This window comes from Citrobacter sp. TBCP-5362 (assembly GCF_005406305.1).
GTDB lineage: Bacteria > Pseudomonadota > Gammaproteobacteria > Enterobacterales > Enterobacteriaceae > Citrobacter_B > Citrobacter_B koseri.
Map to the genome: position 1 here is coordinate 1,717,930 of NZ_CP040234.1, position 13,063 is coordinate 1,730,992.

16 protein-coding genes are annotated in these 13,063 nt (G+C 55.9%); all 16 read right to left on the bottom strand.

The features are described from left to right. Positions 1 to 4 precede the first annotated feature (4 nt). The 16 genes from pduU to pduC are packed head-to-tail and all read right to left on the bottom strand — an operon-like array spanning position 5 to position 13,052. Entirely contained in the window at positions 5 to 355 is a 351-nt protein-coding gene (gene pduU / locus FD428_RS08210) for a propanediol utilization microcompartment protein PduU (protein WP_047462685.1), read from the bottom strand. Then, positions 355 to 909, bottom strand: a complete 555-nt coding sequence (gene pduT / locus FD428_RS08215) for a propanediol utilization microcompartment protein PduT (RefSeq protein WP_114848182.1) — start codon at positions 907 to 909, stop codon at positions 355 to 357. The genes pduU and pduT overlap by 1 nt, the downstream gene beginning before the upstream one ends. A 2-nt stretch (positions 910 to 911) precedes the next feature. Next, entirely contained in the window at positions 912 to 2,267 is a 1,356-nt protein-coding gene (locus tag FD428_RS08220; RefSeq protein ID WP_071258874.1) for a 4Fe-4S dicluster domain-containing protein, read from the bottom strand. Then, positions 2,264 to 3,376 carry a 1-propanol dehydrogenase PduQ gene (locus FD428_RS08225; RefSeq protein WP_114848181.1) on the bottom strand — a complete coding sequence of 371 codons (1,113 nt, stop codon included), beginning with the start codon at positions 3,374 to 3,376 and terminating at the stop codon, positions 2,264 to 2,266. Before FD428_RS08225 ends, FD428_RS08220 begins: the two co-directional genes overlap by 4 nt. Before the next feature lie 10 nt (positions 3,377 to 3,386). Further along, entirely contained in the window at positions 3,387 to 4,772 is a 1,386-nt protein-coding gene (gene pduP, locus FD428_RS08230) for a CoA-acylating propionaldehyde dehydrogenase PduP (RefSeq protein WP_114848180.1), read from the bottom strand. Next, positions 4,769 to 5,776, bottom strand: a complete 1,008-nt coding sequence (gene pduO / locus FD428_RS08235) for a two-domain cob(I)yrinic acid a,c-diamide adenosyltransferase PduO (protein ID WP_114848179.1) — start codon at positions 5,774 to 5,776, stop codon at positions 4,769 to 4,771. Before pduO ends, pduP begins: the two co-directional genes overlap by 4 nt. A gap of 10 nt (positions 5,777 to 5,786) precedes the next feature. Then, a complete protein-coding gene (locus FD428_RS08240; RefSeq protein ID WP_047462697.1) occupies positions 5,787 to 6,062 on the bottom strand; it encodes a EutN/CcmL family microcompartment protein in 276 nt (91 codons plus the stop codon). A gap of 3 nt (positions 6,063 to 6,065) precedes the next feature. After that, a complete protein-coding gene (gene pduM, locus FD428_RS08245; protein WP_114848178.1) occupies positions 6,066 to 6,557 on the bottom strand; it encodes a microcompartment protein PduM in 492 nt (163 codons plus the stop codon). Then, positions 6,554 to 7,186, bottom strand: a complete 633-nt coding sequence (locus FD428_RS08250; protein WP_012131764.1) for a phosphate propanoyltransferase — start codon at positions 7,184 to 7,186, stop codon at positions 6,554 to 6,556. Before FD428_RS08250 ends, pduM begins: the two co-directional genes overlap by 4 nt. 11 nt (positions 7,187 to 7,197) lie before the next feature. Continuing rightward, complete coding sequence (locus tag FD428_RS08255) at positions 7,198 to 7,662, bottom strand: BMC domain-containing protein (RefSeq protein ID WP_047462701.1); 465 nt, start codon at positions 7,660 to 7,662, stop codon at positions 7,198 to 7,200. 24 nt (positions 7,663 to 7,686) lie between these two features. Next, complete coding sequence (pduJ, locus tag FD428_RS08260) at positions 7,687 to 7,962, bottom strand: propanediol utilization microcompartment protein PduJ (protein ID WP_004853788.1); 276 nt, start codon at positions 7,960 to 7,962, stop codon at positions 7,687 to 7,689. Between the two features lie 19 nt (positions 7,963 to 7,981). After that, positions 7,982 to 8,332: a glycerol dehydratase reactivase beta/small subunit family protein gene (locus FD428_RS08265; protein ID WP_114848177.1), complete on the bottom strand. Its 351-nt coding sequence runs from the start codon at positions 8,330 to 8,332 to the stop codon at positions 7,982 to 7,984. Beyond that, positions 8,322 to 10,154, bottom strand: a complete 1,833-nt coding sequence (locus FD428_RS08270) for a diol dehydratase reactivase subunit alpha (RefSeq protein WP_114848176.1) — start codon at positions 10,152 to 10,154, stop codon at positions 8,322 to 8,324. The genes FD428_RS08265 and FD428_RS08270 overlap by 11 nt, the downstream gene beginning before the upstream one ends. Before the next feature lie 15 nt (positions 10,155 to 10,169). Continuing rightward, a complete protein-coding gene (pduE, locus tag FD428_RS08275; RefSeq protein ID WP_012131768.1) occupies positions 10,170 to 10,688 on the bottom strand; it encodes a propanediol dehydratase small subunit PduE in 519 nt (172 codons plus the stop codon). A gap of 14 nt (positions 10,689 to 10,702) precedes the next feature. Then, positions 10,703 to 11,377: a propanediol dehydratase medium subunit PduD gene (gene pduD / locus FD428_RS08280; protein ID WP_047462718.1), complete on the bottom strand. Its 675-nt coding sequence runs from the start codon at positions 11,375 to 11,377 to the stop codon at positions 10,703 to 10,705. Between the two features lie 10 nt (positions 11,378 to 11,387). Then, a complete protein-coding gene (pduC, locus tag FD428_RS08285) occupies positions 11,388 to 13,052 on the bottom strand; it encodes a propanediol dehydratase large subunit PduC (protein WP_047462720.1) in 1,665 nt (554 codons plus the stop codon). Positions 13,053 to 13,063: the final 11 nt, after the last annotated feature.

Below are 13,063 nucleotides of genomic sequence, written 5' to 3' on the forward strand. Positions count from 1 at the left end.
GGCGTTATGTCCGGGTAATTGGGCAGGCGGTAAAACGCATCATTTCTCCCAATGTTCTGGTCACCTGATTTAACGCATACTCGACGGCTGATACATCGCCGGTCAGCACGACGGCCCCGGTGAAACGGTCAAGAAAACCAATCTCGACCGCGCCGGATTTGGTGGCGATATCGCAGGCAATAATCGAGGCTTCGCTGGGCGTAATGGTCAGGATCCCAATAGCGGACACCGCATCCGGCAGACCCAGTTTTTTAAAGAGATCTTTGCCTGGGTTAGCAATCAGATGCGCCAGCGTTACCTGTTTCCCGGGAACATACTCCTGAATCATGCGTTCCGTTGTCGGTTGCTTTTCCATTATCCCTCCACGATCTGTCGCCACATGGCTTCATGCGGACGGGGGATCACGGCGCGGTAAACCAGCAGTCCTTTTTCGCCTGCGCTTTCACTGGCTACCGTAACGGCGTCGTTGACATCGGAGACATCGCCTGCCACCACCATGTAACATTTTCCGCCAATACCGAACGCCATATGGACACGCACCAGCGTCACGTTGGAGGCTTTAACAGCGCGATCGGCGGCACTGATACAGGCCGCTACGCTCCAGGTTTCCACGATCCCTACGGCCTGACGTTGATCAACGCTGTTCAACCCGCTGACCGCAGGCAGCACGCTGGCATGAATATTCGGTAGCACCAGACTATCCACGAGCATGTCTGCGGCCAGCGATGTGCCCGTTTCGATGGCCTGCTGTACCGCACCGACATCGCCGCCCAGCATCAGTAAAAATTTACCCGGACAGATTGTTTTACTGACCAGTAAATTGACGCTGGCGCTTTTCAGCATGGCATCGCCTGCTTCCATTCCTTTAGCGATGCTGGTGAGTTCTAAAATACCTATAGCCTGAGACATGGTTAACCTCTTACAACCGTGATGGCGTGTTCAGTAATGTCGCTGACAATGCCGTCAATACTGGCGTGAACGGGAGCGCCTAACGCGCCAGATGGCATATCGGCGACACACTGCCCACGGACAACGCGTTCACCTTTTTGCACGCAGGGAACGGCGCTGGCGCCAATATGCTGACGCAAGAGCAGCGTCGTTTTGTCTGTTGAAGGGGCGACGTCCGTTAACGGTGCGTCGTGATACCAGTCGCTGAGCCCCAGTTTGGTAATCAATCGCTTAACCGGCACCAGCCGATATTTCGCCATTTCATCGGCAGGATTCAGCGGGCCTTCGTAACGAAGGTTTTGCGCCCGTAGCTCACGTTTCAGCATGCGGTTAATGCGCATGGGGGAGATCCCCACCGGGCATGCCACGCTTTCGCAAACATTGCATTCTGAACACGTCAGCGCGCTAAGCAGGAGTTGCGGTGTCGCGGCCTGTTGGTAGTTCACCGCGCGTACCAGCAAATGGGGAGATAACTCATGGCCGATCAAATGCCTGGGGCATAAATCAGTACATAACCGGCATTGCTCGCAAACGGTTTTTGCAACAGACAAAACGGTGCGTTCATCCTGCATTCGCCGCTGAATCAAGGGATGGTTTTTTGGTAACACCAGCAGGCCGCCGGTGGTCTTTGTCACCGGTGAATCCAGCGATGTCACCAGGCTTCCCATCATGGGGCCGCCGTTAATCAATCCGGGGTCATCAACGGTGGCGCCGCCTGCAAGTGCTAAAACGTCGCGTAAAGACATACCGACAGGAACGGTGACGGTCAGCGGCCTCGCAACCGCGCCGTTAACGGTAAGAGTGCGGCGCGTTACGGGATACTGTTGTTCTACCGCACGGGCGATATTCAGTACGGTCTGAACATTATTGACCACCACGCCGACGCTCACCGGTAACGCCGCAGGCGGAACGCGTCGGCCTGTCGCCATCCAGATGGTCAGCACTTCGTCCCCGGCCGGGTAGACATCCGGTAAAATATGCAGCCTGATACTGGAAGGTAGCAGGGGGGTTAATGCCTCAATCGCATCGCGGTATTTTTCTTTTAACGCAATAATCCCCTCGCGTGCGCCGGTTGCCTTCATGGCGTACTGCACGCCGCGAATCAGGCGCGCGGGCTGCTGCGCCATTAATTGCTGATCAACCTTGAGCATCGGTTCACATTCAGCAGAATTAACCAAAAAGATCTCAACCTGCGCCTGTAGTTTGACGTGGGCGGGAAAACCCGCCCCCCCGGCGCCAACCACGCCCGCAGCACGTACTCGATCGCGTATGGTTTGCGCATCATAGCTATCCTGTTCAATGGCGCTGACGGTATTCATGACAACGCCTCAAGAAGTTCCCGGATCGCGCTGGCATCGGCGGTACGCGGGTTGGTTCTTAACGTCACATCAGCCAGCGCCGCCTGAACCATGACCGGGATTCGTTGTGAATACGCCTGTCGTCCCTCTTTAAGCGCCTGGGCGAATGAAGGAATTGCACACTGCGTTTTGAGCTGCTCAATCTGATGAATCAGCGCATTGAGGCATGACGTCTCGTTTGCGCTGGCGGGGCCGAGTTGACAGGCTTTCGCGAGTCTTGCGTATCGTTTTGCCGCCCGGGGATCGTGGGCGTTAAAGCGGATGACCGATGTCAGCAGCAGCGCATTGGCAAGCCCGTGCGGCAGATGAAACTGGCCGCCTAACTGATGGGCAATAGCATGGTTCAGCCCCAGTCCAGCCTGACTAAACGCCATTCCCGCCAGCGTTGAGGCGTTGTGCATCTTCCCACGGGTAGCCAGACAATCCCCTTTCCTGACCGCAACGGGCAGATACTGAAAGACGATTTGCGCGGCTTTTTCCGCCAGCGCGTCAGTGAAGTCGCTGGCGTGCGGAGACACATATGCTTCAAGCGCATGTGTCAGGACGTCCATCCCCGTGTTGGCGGTAATATTTGCCGGAACGGTGACAACCAGCGTCGGGTCGAGAATAGCCATATCTGGATACAACGCTTTATTAAATAACGGATATTTAATGCCCTTTTCTGGATCGCTAATGACGCATGCGCTGGTGACTTCGGAACCGGTGCCACTGGTGGTGGGAATTGCAACACAGGTTTCAATTTCGATGCCGAACTGACGGCTGAACCAGACGATGGCTTTTGCCGCGTCGAGCGCCGATCCCCCGCCAAAGCCGATGACCACATCCGGTCGCAGGGCATGCATTTGCGCAATACCTTGCACTACCGTACCGATGGTAGGGTCCGGGGTGATGTCGCTGAATATGCTGATGCGATTATCCGTTGGAAGGGCGTCGCGCAGCGTATTGATCAGCGGTGATTGCGCCAGAAATCCATCACAGATAATCCAGATATGACGGTTTGTAAAACGCGTCAGCACATCCAGACTTCCTCTGCCACTGTACAATCGGGTTGGTAGTGAAAACGTATTCATAACGACCTCATTAGCGAATTGAAAAGCCGTTGGTCAGTACACAGCGACGGGAACGGGCAAATGTGCGTGCCGAGGTTGTCCCTTCGCCGGTCGGGGTGGCGATGGTAAAGGTGGTAAACCCTTCGCCGCCAACGCCGATACCGGCATAGGAAGGGCCGTTTTTCACAAAAATAGAGGTCTGTAAGGTGCGCGCCGCCAGATTCAGGCGAGAGACATTCTGCGAGTGCATAATGGCGGTATGGTGCAGACCTTCTTCAACGTTTAGCGCCAGTGCCAGCGCGCTGTCGAAATTATCGACCTTCACGACGGGTAGCATTGGCATCAACTGTTCGCTGGTTACCCACGGATCGTCGGCACTGACGATACCGATAAGCAAACGCGGCGGTTTTGCGGGAACGGCAATACCGGCGGCTTCCAGCATGGCGGTAGGGCTTTTCCCGACCAGTTTTTTATTCGCGTGACCTTCCGGGAGGCAGACGGCGCGTAATTTATCGATATCCGCAGCGTTTAACAGCAATGCGCCGAAAGCCTGCATTTGCTGAATCAGGCGCTCAGCGACGCTCTCTACGACAATCAGACTTTTTTCTGCGATACAGGGCAGGTTGTAATCGAACGCTGCGCCGTTGATGATATCTTCGGCCGCTTTGACGATATCGGCGGTCTCATCAACGATGCAGGGTGGATTGCCCGCCCCGGCGCCAATGACCTTTTTACCGCTTTTCATTCCCATCGCAACAATGCCGGGGCCGCCAGTAATAGCCAGCACCGCAATATTGGGATGCGCCATCATTTGCTGGGTTGCCTCAAAAGTCGGTTCTGCGACGGTGACGACCAGATTACGGATGCCGCAGCAGCGGAAAGCGATATCTTCGATCATGCCGATCAATTTGAGTGAGACGTTCTTCGCGCCAGGATGCGGGCTGAAATAAACGCTGTTGCCCGCAGCCAGCATACTGATGCTGTTGTTAATAATGGTTTCGGTAGGGTTGGTGCTGGGCGCGACGGAACCAATGACGCCGAACGGTGAATATTCAAACAGCACCATGCCGCCATCGCCGGTGAGGGCCGTGGTTGTCAAATCCTCAATGCCTGGCGTGTTATCCAGCGCGGCTTTGTTTTTAAGGAATTTATCTTCTTTGTTTCCCATCCCCGTTTCCGCTGCGCTCTCCGCCGCCAGCGTGGCAAGATGCGGCGTAAGCTCCTGGCGCAGGGCGCTGATAATGGCGCTGCGCGTTTTGAGCGGACACTGCTGATAACGTAAGAAAGCCTGATGCGCCGCGTCTATCGCTTCGCCGACGGACTGAAAAATACCGTGTCCTTGCGTTTCGGCCTGCGCAGGCGCCAACTGTTCGCTTAAAATATTACGGATGAGGGTTTCCAGTTCAGAAGTATTCATTGATGTGTTCTCACGTTAATTGCCGCTATGGCGGCTTGTGCAATATCCATGTCCTGTTCAACGCTCCCGCCGCTGATGCCAAGACCCCCAATGAGCAGACCATCACGCCATAACGCGAATCCGCCGCCAAAAGTGACGACTTTCCCCTGCATATGGCTTTCCAGACCGTAGAGCGAAGCGCCCGGCTGAACGGCGCAAGCCAGTTCGTGGGTGGCTGTTTTCATAGCGACGGCGGTCCAGGCTTTTTTCGGCGCCAGTTCACTGCTCACCAGCAGAGCGTCCGGCATACGCCAGGTCACGGTTTCGGTGCCATTGGCATCCACAATGCTGACGACCACAGGAACCTGAAGCGCCTCCGCCCGCGCCACCGCTGAACGAGTTAACTGATGAAGCTCGTGAAAAGAGAGGGCCATAGAGGGCTCCTTGACGACAGAGGCCGGGGTTGAGGCCAGGTAGCGCTCAGTGACCTCCCGAATGATGTTGCTCTGATGAGCGTCATGATCTTCGGCGCGCGCCAGCGCATACAGGCAATCAGATAAGCGGTTGATGTAGCGCATCAGGACGTGCCTGACGCTGGCGGTTGCCGACAGCTCGACCAGACGTCTTTCAGCCCGGCGGGCAAGCGTGCGGGCAAAGTGCAGGCGACTCGCGGCTTCGCAACGGCCAGGTAAAATAAAACTGTGTAAAGGCGTAACGCGTCCCATCGCGGTATCAATAGCCGCTTCAAGCGCGGCAATATCTTCCGCGCTGATATAGCGCTGCTCCGGCGACGGCTGCTCGCTTTCGCTGGCGAGTTCGGCGCTAAACCAGAATATCTGCATCTGAATAGATTCGAGCAACGTGCGGTGTTGCGCGCAGGTTGTGGCGCAAACGCATAAACTTAGCGCTGCATTGAGTTCATCCAGCGTGCCGTAGGTTTCGACGCGTGGATGCGTTTTACTGACCCGTTGGCCGGTAAATAAGGCCGTAGTGCCGGTATCTCCTGTTCGGGTATAAATCGCCATCATCCGCTCCTTAATGAGAAAGCGTGTCTACGATGCCGACAATGGCCAGATCGATGGCCTCGTTCGGGCTGGAAAAAACATGTCTGGCGCTGGAGCCGCTGCTGAGTAAAACCAGTTCACCCACGCCAGCGCCGACGGAATCGACGGCAACCTCATCTCCGGTAATAGGCGGGTCGGGAAGCTCTCCATCGGCACTTACCCGACGTACCAGCAAAAGTTTTTTCCCAACCAGAGAGGGCGATTTTTGCGTGGATACCACCGCGCCTGTGACTCGTGCCAGATGCATGGTTCACTCCTGCTTAATAAGTTGAATATTCCGCGCGCTGGCGGCTTCACGGGCCAGAGCGGTGACGACACAGCGACGACGCAGCACCAGTGATTGCCCAGCGAGTAGGGCGACGTCGGCGTAACTCAAAAGAGTGGTCGGATGCAGGCAGATTGTTTGCCCTCGTTCATCGACCAGCCTGATGGGCAGACGCGCCAGCTTTTTCACCGGCAGCGACGGCAACAGGCGATGGTGCAGGGATATCTGTAGACGAATACCTGATGCCAGTGCGTCATGGACTTTCTTCGCTACAGGGTCGTCGACATCCTGCTCTGCGATATACGTCAGCGAAGGCAGATCTGCCTGCACAATATGCAGCGCCGCATACTGACAAAACAGCGCGCGGGAATCGGCCTCCCGCAGTTGCGAAATACTGAGCGTGGCCGTGCTTTCCGCCCGACGCTGCAAGCGGGAGATGACCTCCTCAATAATGCGCTGCAACATCTCGCCGTTCATCGCGGTGTAACCAGAGTGGCAAATGCGTCCGGGCTGTCGGCGCCTGCGGCATTGGCTTCGTCTGTGTCGATGTGCATTTCAAGACGCATATCCGCAGAGACGCGAATCGCGACGTTGTCGAAAATCAGCCTGCGCGCATTGCCTTCAATAGCGACAGAGACTTTATCGCCATGCGCAACGCGAAATATCAACGCATCAAGCGGCGACATATGAATGTGGCGTTGGGCGACAATCACGCCGGATGCGAGATCCAGCTCGGCGAAGGGGCTGACAAGACGAATGCCTGGCGTTCCTTTAAGGTCTCCCGACATGCGCAGCGGCGCAGCGATGCCCAATGTTCTGGCATCGGTGCGGGAAATCTCAACCTGGCTGGTACGGCGAAGGGGGCCGAGCAGGCGCACATTCTTTAGCTGACCTTTAGGGCCAATAAGCGTGACGGTCTGGTCGGCCGCATATTGCCCAGGCTGGAGCAGCGCTTTTTTCTCGCTGATTGGCTGACCAGGGAAAAGCCGGGCATAGTCTTCAGCGCTAAGATGGATATGACGGTTGGAAACACCCAGAGGAATAGGGCGCTCACGCATTTCATCCAGCACTTTGCTGACGGTTGTTTCCAGAAGCTGTTTATCCATTACGCTTTACCTCACTTACCTGAATGCAGGCAGAGTGACCGGGGCTCGCCTTTTTGCCGCTTACAGGCAGGGTCAAGACAGAGATTGCAACTGACCATTCCGGCTTCGGGTTCTGCTTCCGGTACTGACTCTTCTACAACAACGACGTCAGGTTCAGATTCAGGTTCTGTTTCAGGTTCCGGGGCTGGCATGGGTGCGGGCGGAATAACCGTCGCGCGGGAAAGAATCCCCTCCCCAGGCCTGGCGATAACTTTATGGGCGATCAGCCCCTGCTGTTGATCGGCAAAACTGGCACCGGTGATGATGGCGGACTGCACGGAGGCCACATCACCGGTGATTTTGATCACCGTCCAGCCAGAACCGTTGGTTCTCTCAAGCCCCACCAGCGTGATGGAAGCGGCTTTCGCCATGACATCCGCGCAACTGATGGCTAATGCCAGACCACTAACTTCAAGTAATCCCAGTGATTGCTTCACGCTGTGCTCCTTGGTTGCGGCCGTTTAGGCTGACTTGGGTAAAATGGCCTCAACGTCGCTGTGCGGACGTGGAATAACGTGGCAAGATTTCACCTCGCCCACGGCGCTTGCTGCGGCGCTTCCCGCATCGACTGCCGCTTTAACCGCGCCAACATCACCGCGAACCATAACGGTGACCAGGCCGGAGCCGATTTTTTCATAGCCCACCAGTTGCACGTTGGCGGACTTCACCATGGCGTCAGCGGCTTCGATAGCGCCGACTAACCCTTTTGTTTCAACCAGTCCCAGTGCGTTGTTCATACTGCGATTCTCCTGTTGCTTAGGTATTCAGATCCCGAAAGGGGATCCCTTTGACTAACCTTGCCGCGTTGTTACCAGCACTTCGCCGGGCATGGCTGTCCTGGTGATACATCAGCGTAAAAAGCGGCGCTGATGCGGGTAAATTCTTGTAATGCACAACCAGCTTTTCTTTGTCGCAGGCTATGCCGACGAGTAGCGGAGACCGACGCGCCGCCTGCCAGGCACAATGGGTCACGTCACCGTCAGTCTGCGTCTGGATAACAAAGGGGATGCCTTCTTCTTCAATACCGAGAAGCACCTCTTTCCAGACCGTGATACCGTCATTGATGGTTGAAATAACGATAGCCGGGGTACTGGCGTTACTGTCCATGCGCGAACTCCTTATGCCAGGAGAGAATCAGCCCGGTTGCGACTGCATTTCTCGGGCCTTCTGTGCCGCGAATGTTTCCGCGACCGGCCACCAGGCGATAGTGCGCCAGCGCATCGGTGACGAGTTGCGGGATCTCGAAATCCAGAGACGATCCGCCAACCAGCACGACAAAAGGAATGTCACGAATGTTGCCGGTCGGGCTGACCTGGCGCAGCGCACGCAGGGCGTTAGTGACGAAAACCCGCTCTTTGGCGCTGCGGCGAATGGCGCGTACTTTTTCCAGCGCTAAATCGCCGGGTAATGGAACCAGTTCATCGGGCTTCACCACACATACGCGGGCAAATACGGCTGGCGGCAGCGGGGTGGGGAAAAACTGGACGCTGCCATCTTCGTGACGCAGATGAAAAAGGCTTTCCACCTTCGCGAGTGGATACTTTTTAATCTCTTCTGCCAGATAGCGGTCATCCAGACCCAGCTCCCGGGCAATAATCATCGTGACCATATCGCCAGCCCCTGCGAGGTGGGTGGCAATGATCTCCCCTTTGGGATTGATGATGGAGGCATCTGTCGAACCTGCGCCCAAATCGAGAATCGCCAGCGGACGCGTGGTGCCGGGAGTCGTCAACGCGCCTAAAATCGCCGCTTCAGCCTCAGCACCGCCAACCTGAACGTCAATACTCAGCTTTTGTTTGATTTCGCGGGCGATCATCGCCATTTGCAGACGGTCGGATTTCACCATTGAGGCGATGCCCACGGCCTGCTCCAGAGAAAATTCGCCAGCCAGCCCGCCGGTAACGCTCACCGGAACGGAAGTATCGACAGCCAGCAAATCCTGAATGAAGATCTCGTTGCTGGGCTTATTGGTCAGTTCCGCCATGGTCTGGCGTACATGTTCCAGCATGCCGCCAATATTGGTGCCGGCTTCGCCGGTCACGTTGTCCAGCTTGCGGCATTCGCCCACCGCTTTCATGATGGCTTCAGCACCGGCGGCAACATCTACACGGAGCGTGCGTCCCTGAGAAAGCAGTTCCAGATTCCCGGCGGGAATGGCGCGTGCTTTGACATCCCCTGATGGCGTTTTCACGACGACGGCGGAGCGATTGCCAATCAGCGCGCGCGCCATAGGGACGATATTTTTGGTTTCTTCGGCATTAAGGCCGAAAACCGTGGCAATACCGTAAGGGTTAGAGAGCGTTTCAATCACTTTCCCTGGTACGGCAACCTCAATTGCGGCCAGCATGCCCAGCGGAATCCGGTCGATATAGAGCACTTCATCGACGATCGGTAAAGGCTGTTCCAGGCGGTTGCTGACCAGGACGCCGTCGTCTTGCTGCAAAATGACGCCGGTGAGTTGATATCCGGCGCGTACGGAGGCGTTAATCATAGTGGCGACATCGGCGAAATCGAACGCCGATGACACGACCAGGATATAAGGCGTATCCGCCGGGCGGGTTAATAACTCTTGCGGCGTAATGGTCATTCCCACACCCAGACCGACCCCGCCTGGGGTTTTAGGGTTATGGCCGATCATTGTGGACTCGGTAATGATGGTTTCCGTGATGGTTTCCATCGCGACATCGCCAATGACCGGTGTGGCTTCGTTGATGCGGATAAGCGAAATATCGCTGACATTGATGCCTGCGTTTTTTGCCGCAAGCGTAAGCGCCTCCTGAATACCAAACACATTTCGTAATGTGCCTTTAATTCCGGTGGTTTCCGCCAGCGCGCTGTCGGTAATGGTCAGCGCGCCAGCCTCATCCAGCCGCGCCAGCGCGACTTCTGTTGATGAGTTGCCAATATCAATGCCAGCTATGTATCGCATCGTATTTCCCTAAAATTAATCGTCACCTTTGAGTTTTTTACGCTCGACGTATAACGTTGCCGCTTCACGCACGAAAGCTGCGCAAATCTTCGCCTGATAGCGATTTTCCAGATCGTCTGCGATAGCCATCAGCTCTTCTTTCGTCGAACGGTATGGACGCAGGGCGTTGTAAATTTCAAGGATTCGATCGTCCGGTACGGCGGTCAGTTCCGCTGCGCGCTCAAAGTTCATCGCCAGGCGGTCACGTCCGGCATCTCTGGCGATAGCCGCCTGAATGCGCAGCGTATCCGGCGTGATACGCATATCCTGTGCGGTCACTTTGTCGCTGAGGACGTTTTCCAGCGTGAATTCATCCAGCGTTTTATTGGTGGCGGTTTTTACCCATTCTGGATGTTTATTCGCCAGCGGATAATCCGTCACTTTTGCGGTATGCGTTGATGCGCTTGCTGCGGCCGGAGCAGGTGCGTTGCCCTGCAAGCTGTTCATGCGGCTCAACACGTCCCGAACCATCGATTCAATTGCGTCGGTATTCATGGAGGTATCCTTTGTTAAAGCGCCACGCGCAGTTCCTGCGGGTTTTTGCCCGTCACGACATACTTCGTCTCTTTAATGTGCAGAATGGCGGATTTCGCCTGGTACTTCGGGCGCGCCATTTGGTCATTTAAGGTCGGAACCGGTTGTGGTGACTCACGCTTCGCATAGCGCGCGGCGTTCTTGCCAATCTGACGATACGTTTCCAGCGTCAGCAGCGGCGCCTGAGGGAATAACTCCAGATTGGAGAGCGGCGGTAGCCCTTGCTGATGGATAACGGTAGTGCCTTTTGACTGAATGCCGATTGAAATGCCGGAGCCGCTGAGGCGGTTGCCTTCAACGGCGACGAACGCCACGTCAGAGGATTTAAAGCAGCGGATCACGCGGGCTTTAATGCCTTCTTCTTCAATACCGGCGATCACTTCACGCAGGATATTTTTGTGCGGCAAGCCGACGATATTCACGGTCTGCGACAGGCCAAATGCCGGGCCCACGGCAATGATCACTTCATCCTGCTGCGTACCTTGTCTGGCCTCGCCAATTTCCGTCAGAAAACCGTCGCCTTGCGGCGCTGTGGTTTGCGGCGAAGTTGATGCTGTCGGTGCGCGAAAGGAGACGGGCTTATCGCTGGTTTGCATTTCGGACAGCACGTCTTCGATTATCTGGCGCAGCAGCTTTTCATTAATTTCCATTTTTCACCCCTTAGCCAAGTTCGTTGGGATCGAGTGCGCCAGGGATGTTTTTAATCTCTTCCCAGCGTTCGCCTTGCAGGCGATAACCTGTTGCCGGACCGGCATAATCGTTGACGTCATTCACCGCAGAGAGCACCTGCCCGTCGCCGACGATAATGGCGGAGGTATGCAGATAGTCTCCGGTTAACTTGGCTTTCTGGATGTTGAGCATGTCTTGCGCGACGTCGGTGAAACCGCCTTTTGCAAGGGCTTTCACCACTTCCAGACCGTTACGGTTTTTGTTGATGATCTCTTGCGCGAACTTGATGTCTTCGACGATGTTACGTTCAGGCATATCTTTCGAGCCGTGAGCGTAGGTTGCGGCTTCAACCTCTTCATCGGTAATCGGCGGCAGCCCCATTCCGGCAAACACGGCTTGCAGCGCGCGCGCGGCTTTGTTACGGATGGCGATAACGTCTTCTTCGCGAACCGGACGCAGACCACCGTCCACTTTCAGGTCACGCTGGATAACGTTGTAGTCGTCGAAGTCCTCCGCATCTTCGTTTGAACCGGCAAACATGTTGTCGTAGTTCGGTACGGCGGAATAACCCGAGGAGATGAAGTCAGTACCCGGCAGGAACTGCATCAGCAGACGCGCGGTACGACGCATATCGGAGTGGGTGAAGGTCTGGTCGTTACTGGAGGCGCATTCCAGATCCAGCGCGGAGCAGATCAGGTTTTCCGCCAGTACGGCGCGAATGCCTGACGGTACGGCGGAAGGAACGCCGATGCAGCTGACAGAACCGTTCTGTAGACCCTGAACGCCAGCGGCTTTGGTGATATAGATACAGCGGGCTTCCAGATAGAGCATTGATTTGCCTTCAGCATAGCCCATCTGTACTTCGGAACCCGACCCCGAGGTAAAGCGCATTTTCAGGCCGCGAGAGGCATAGGAAGAGGCGAGGAAGCCTTTTGACCAGGGGGTATCGTCGCCATCGGTAAAGACCGGTTCAGTACCATAGACGGAAATGGTTTCGGCGTAGCAGGTGTGGCCCAGCATACCGAGCTTCAGTTCGGTGGCTTCTTCCAGTGAACACTGCGTTAATACGCCTGGGCGACCGACCTGGGAGCCTACCAGCAGAGCGATAGCATTGAACGGGGCGTAGCGCGCGACCGCAACCGTTGTCTCTTGCTCATCAAACCCACGCCACGCGCCTTCTGCGGCATCGGCGGCAATCTGAACCGGGTTGTCTTTCACGTTGGTGACATGCGCCTGCTGAGAAGGCGTGCGGCGGGCGCGCATTTTTTGCATCGCCATCATCATCTCTACCACGTTCATGTGTGAGACGACTTCAACGATTTTTGCTGGCGTCATCGCCGTGGTGAGCGGAACGATGTCGCTGCGTTTGACGTTTGGATCGCACAGCATATTAGCGAGTTTGACCGAGTCCATCGCCATCACTTCTTCCGCGCGCGCCAGGTTAATACCGTAGCGGGCGATAAAGTGGTCGATCAGGTCAAATTCGCTGGCGGCTTTGCCGTCCAGCTCGGTAACCGCGCCGTTAACGATTTTAATCGACGGTTTGGGATCGTTCGGGCTTTCCATCGCAATGAAGCCTTCTTCGATCCACTCCTTAACGAAGCCGTCCTGATTCACAGGACGTTTCGCCAGTGCTTCAAATCTTTTCGATCTCATGAATCAGCCTC

Coding starts and splice junctions, on each gene's coding strand:
- pduU (WP_047462685.1), bottom strand. CDS start 355: ATGGAAAAGCAACCGACAACGGAACGCATGATTCAGGAGTATGTTCCC.
- pduT (WP_114848182.1), bottom strand. CDS start 909: ATGTCTCAGGCTATAGGTATTTTAGAACTCACCAGCATCGCTAAAGGA.
- FD428_RS08220 (WP_071258874.1), bottom strand. CDS start 2,267: ATGAATACCGTCAGCGCCATTGAACAGGATAGCTATGATGCGCAAACC.
- FD428_RS08225 (WP_114848181.1), bottom strand. CDS start 3,376: ATGAATACGTTTTCACTACCAACCCGATTGTACAGTGGCAGAGGAAGT.
- pduP (WP_114848180.1), bottom strand. CDS start 4,772: ATGAATACTTCTGAACTGGAAACCCTCATCCGTAATATTTTAAGCGAA.
- pduO (WP_114848179.1), bottom strand. CDS start 5,776: ATGGCGATTTATACCCGAACAGGAGATACCGGCACTACGGCCTTATTT.
- FD428_RS08240 (WP_047462697.1), bottom strand. CDS start 6,062: ATGCATCTGGCACGAGTCACAGGCGCGGTGGTATCCACGCAAAAATCG.
- pduM (WP_114848178.1), bottom strand. CDS start 6,557: ATGAACGGCGAGATGTTGCAGCGCATTATTGAGGAGGTCATCTCCCGC.
- FD428_RS08250 (WP_012131764.1), bottom strand. CDS start 7,186: ATGGATAAACAGCTTCTGGAAACAACCGTCAGCAAAGTGCTGGATGAA.
- pduJ (WP_004853788.1), bottom strand. CDS start 7,962: ATGAACAACGCACTGGGACTGGTTGAAACAAAAGGGTTAGTCGGCGCT.
- FD428_RS08265 (WP_114848177.1), bottom strand. CDS start 8,332: ATGGACAGTAACGCCAGTACCCCGGCTATCGTTATTTCAACCATCAAT.
- FD428_RS08270 (WP_114848176.1), bottom strand. CDS start 10,154: ATGCGATACATAGCTGGCATTGATATTGGCAACTCATCAACAGAAGTC.
- pduE (WP_012131768.1), bottom strand. CDS start 10,688: ATGAATACCGACGCAATTGAATCGATGGTTCGGGACGTGTTGAGCCGC.
- pduD (WP_047462718.1), bottom strand. CDS start 11,377: ATGGAAATTAATGAAAAGCTGCTGCGCCAGATAATCGAAGACGTGCTG.
- pduC (WP_047462720.1), bottom strand. CDS start 13,052: ATGAGATCGAAAAGATTTGAAGCACTGGCGAAACGTCCTGTGAATCAG.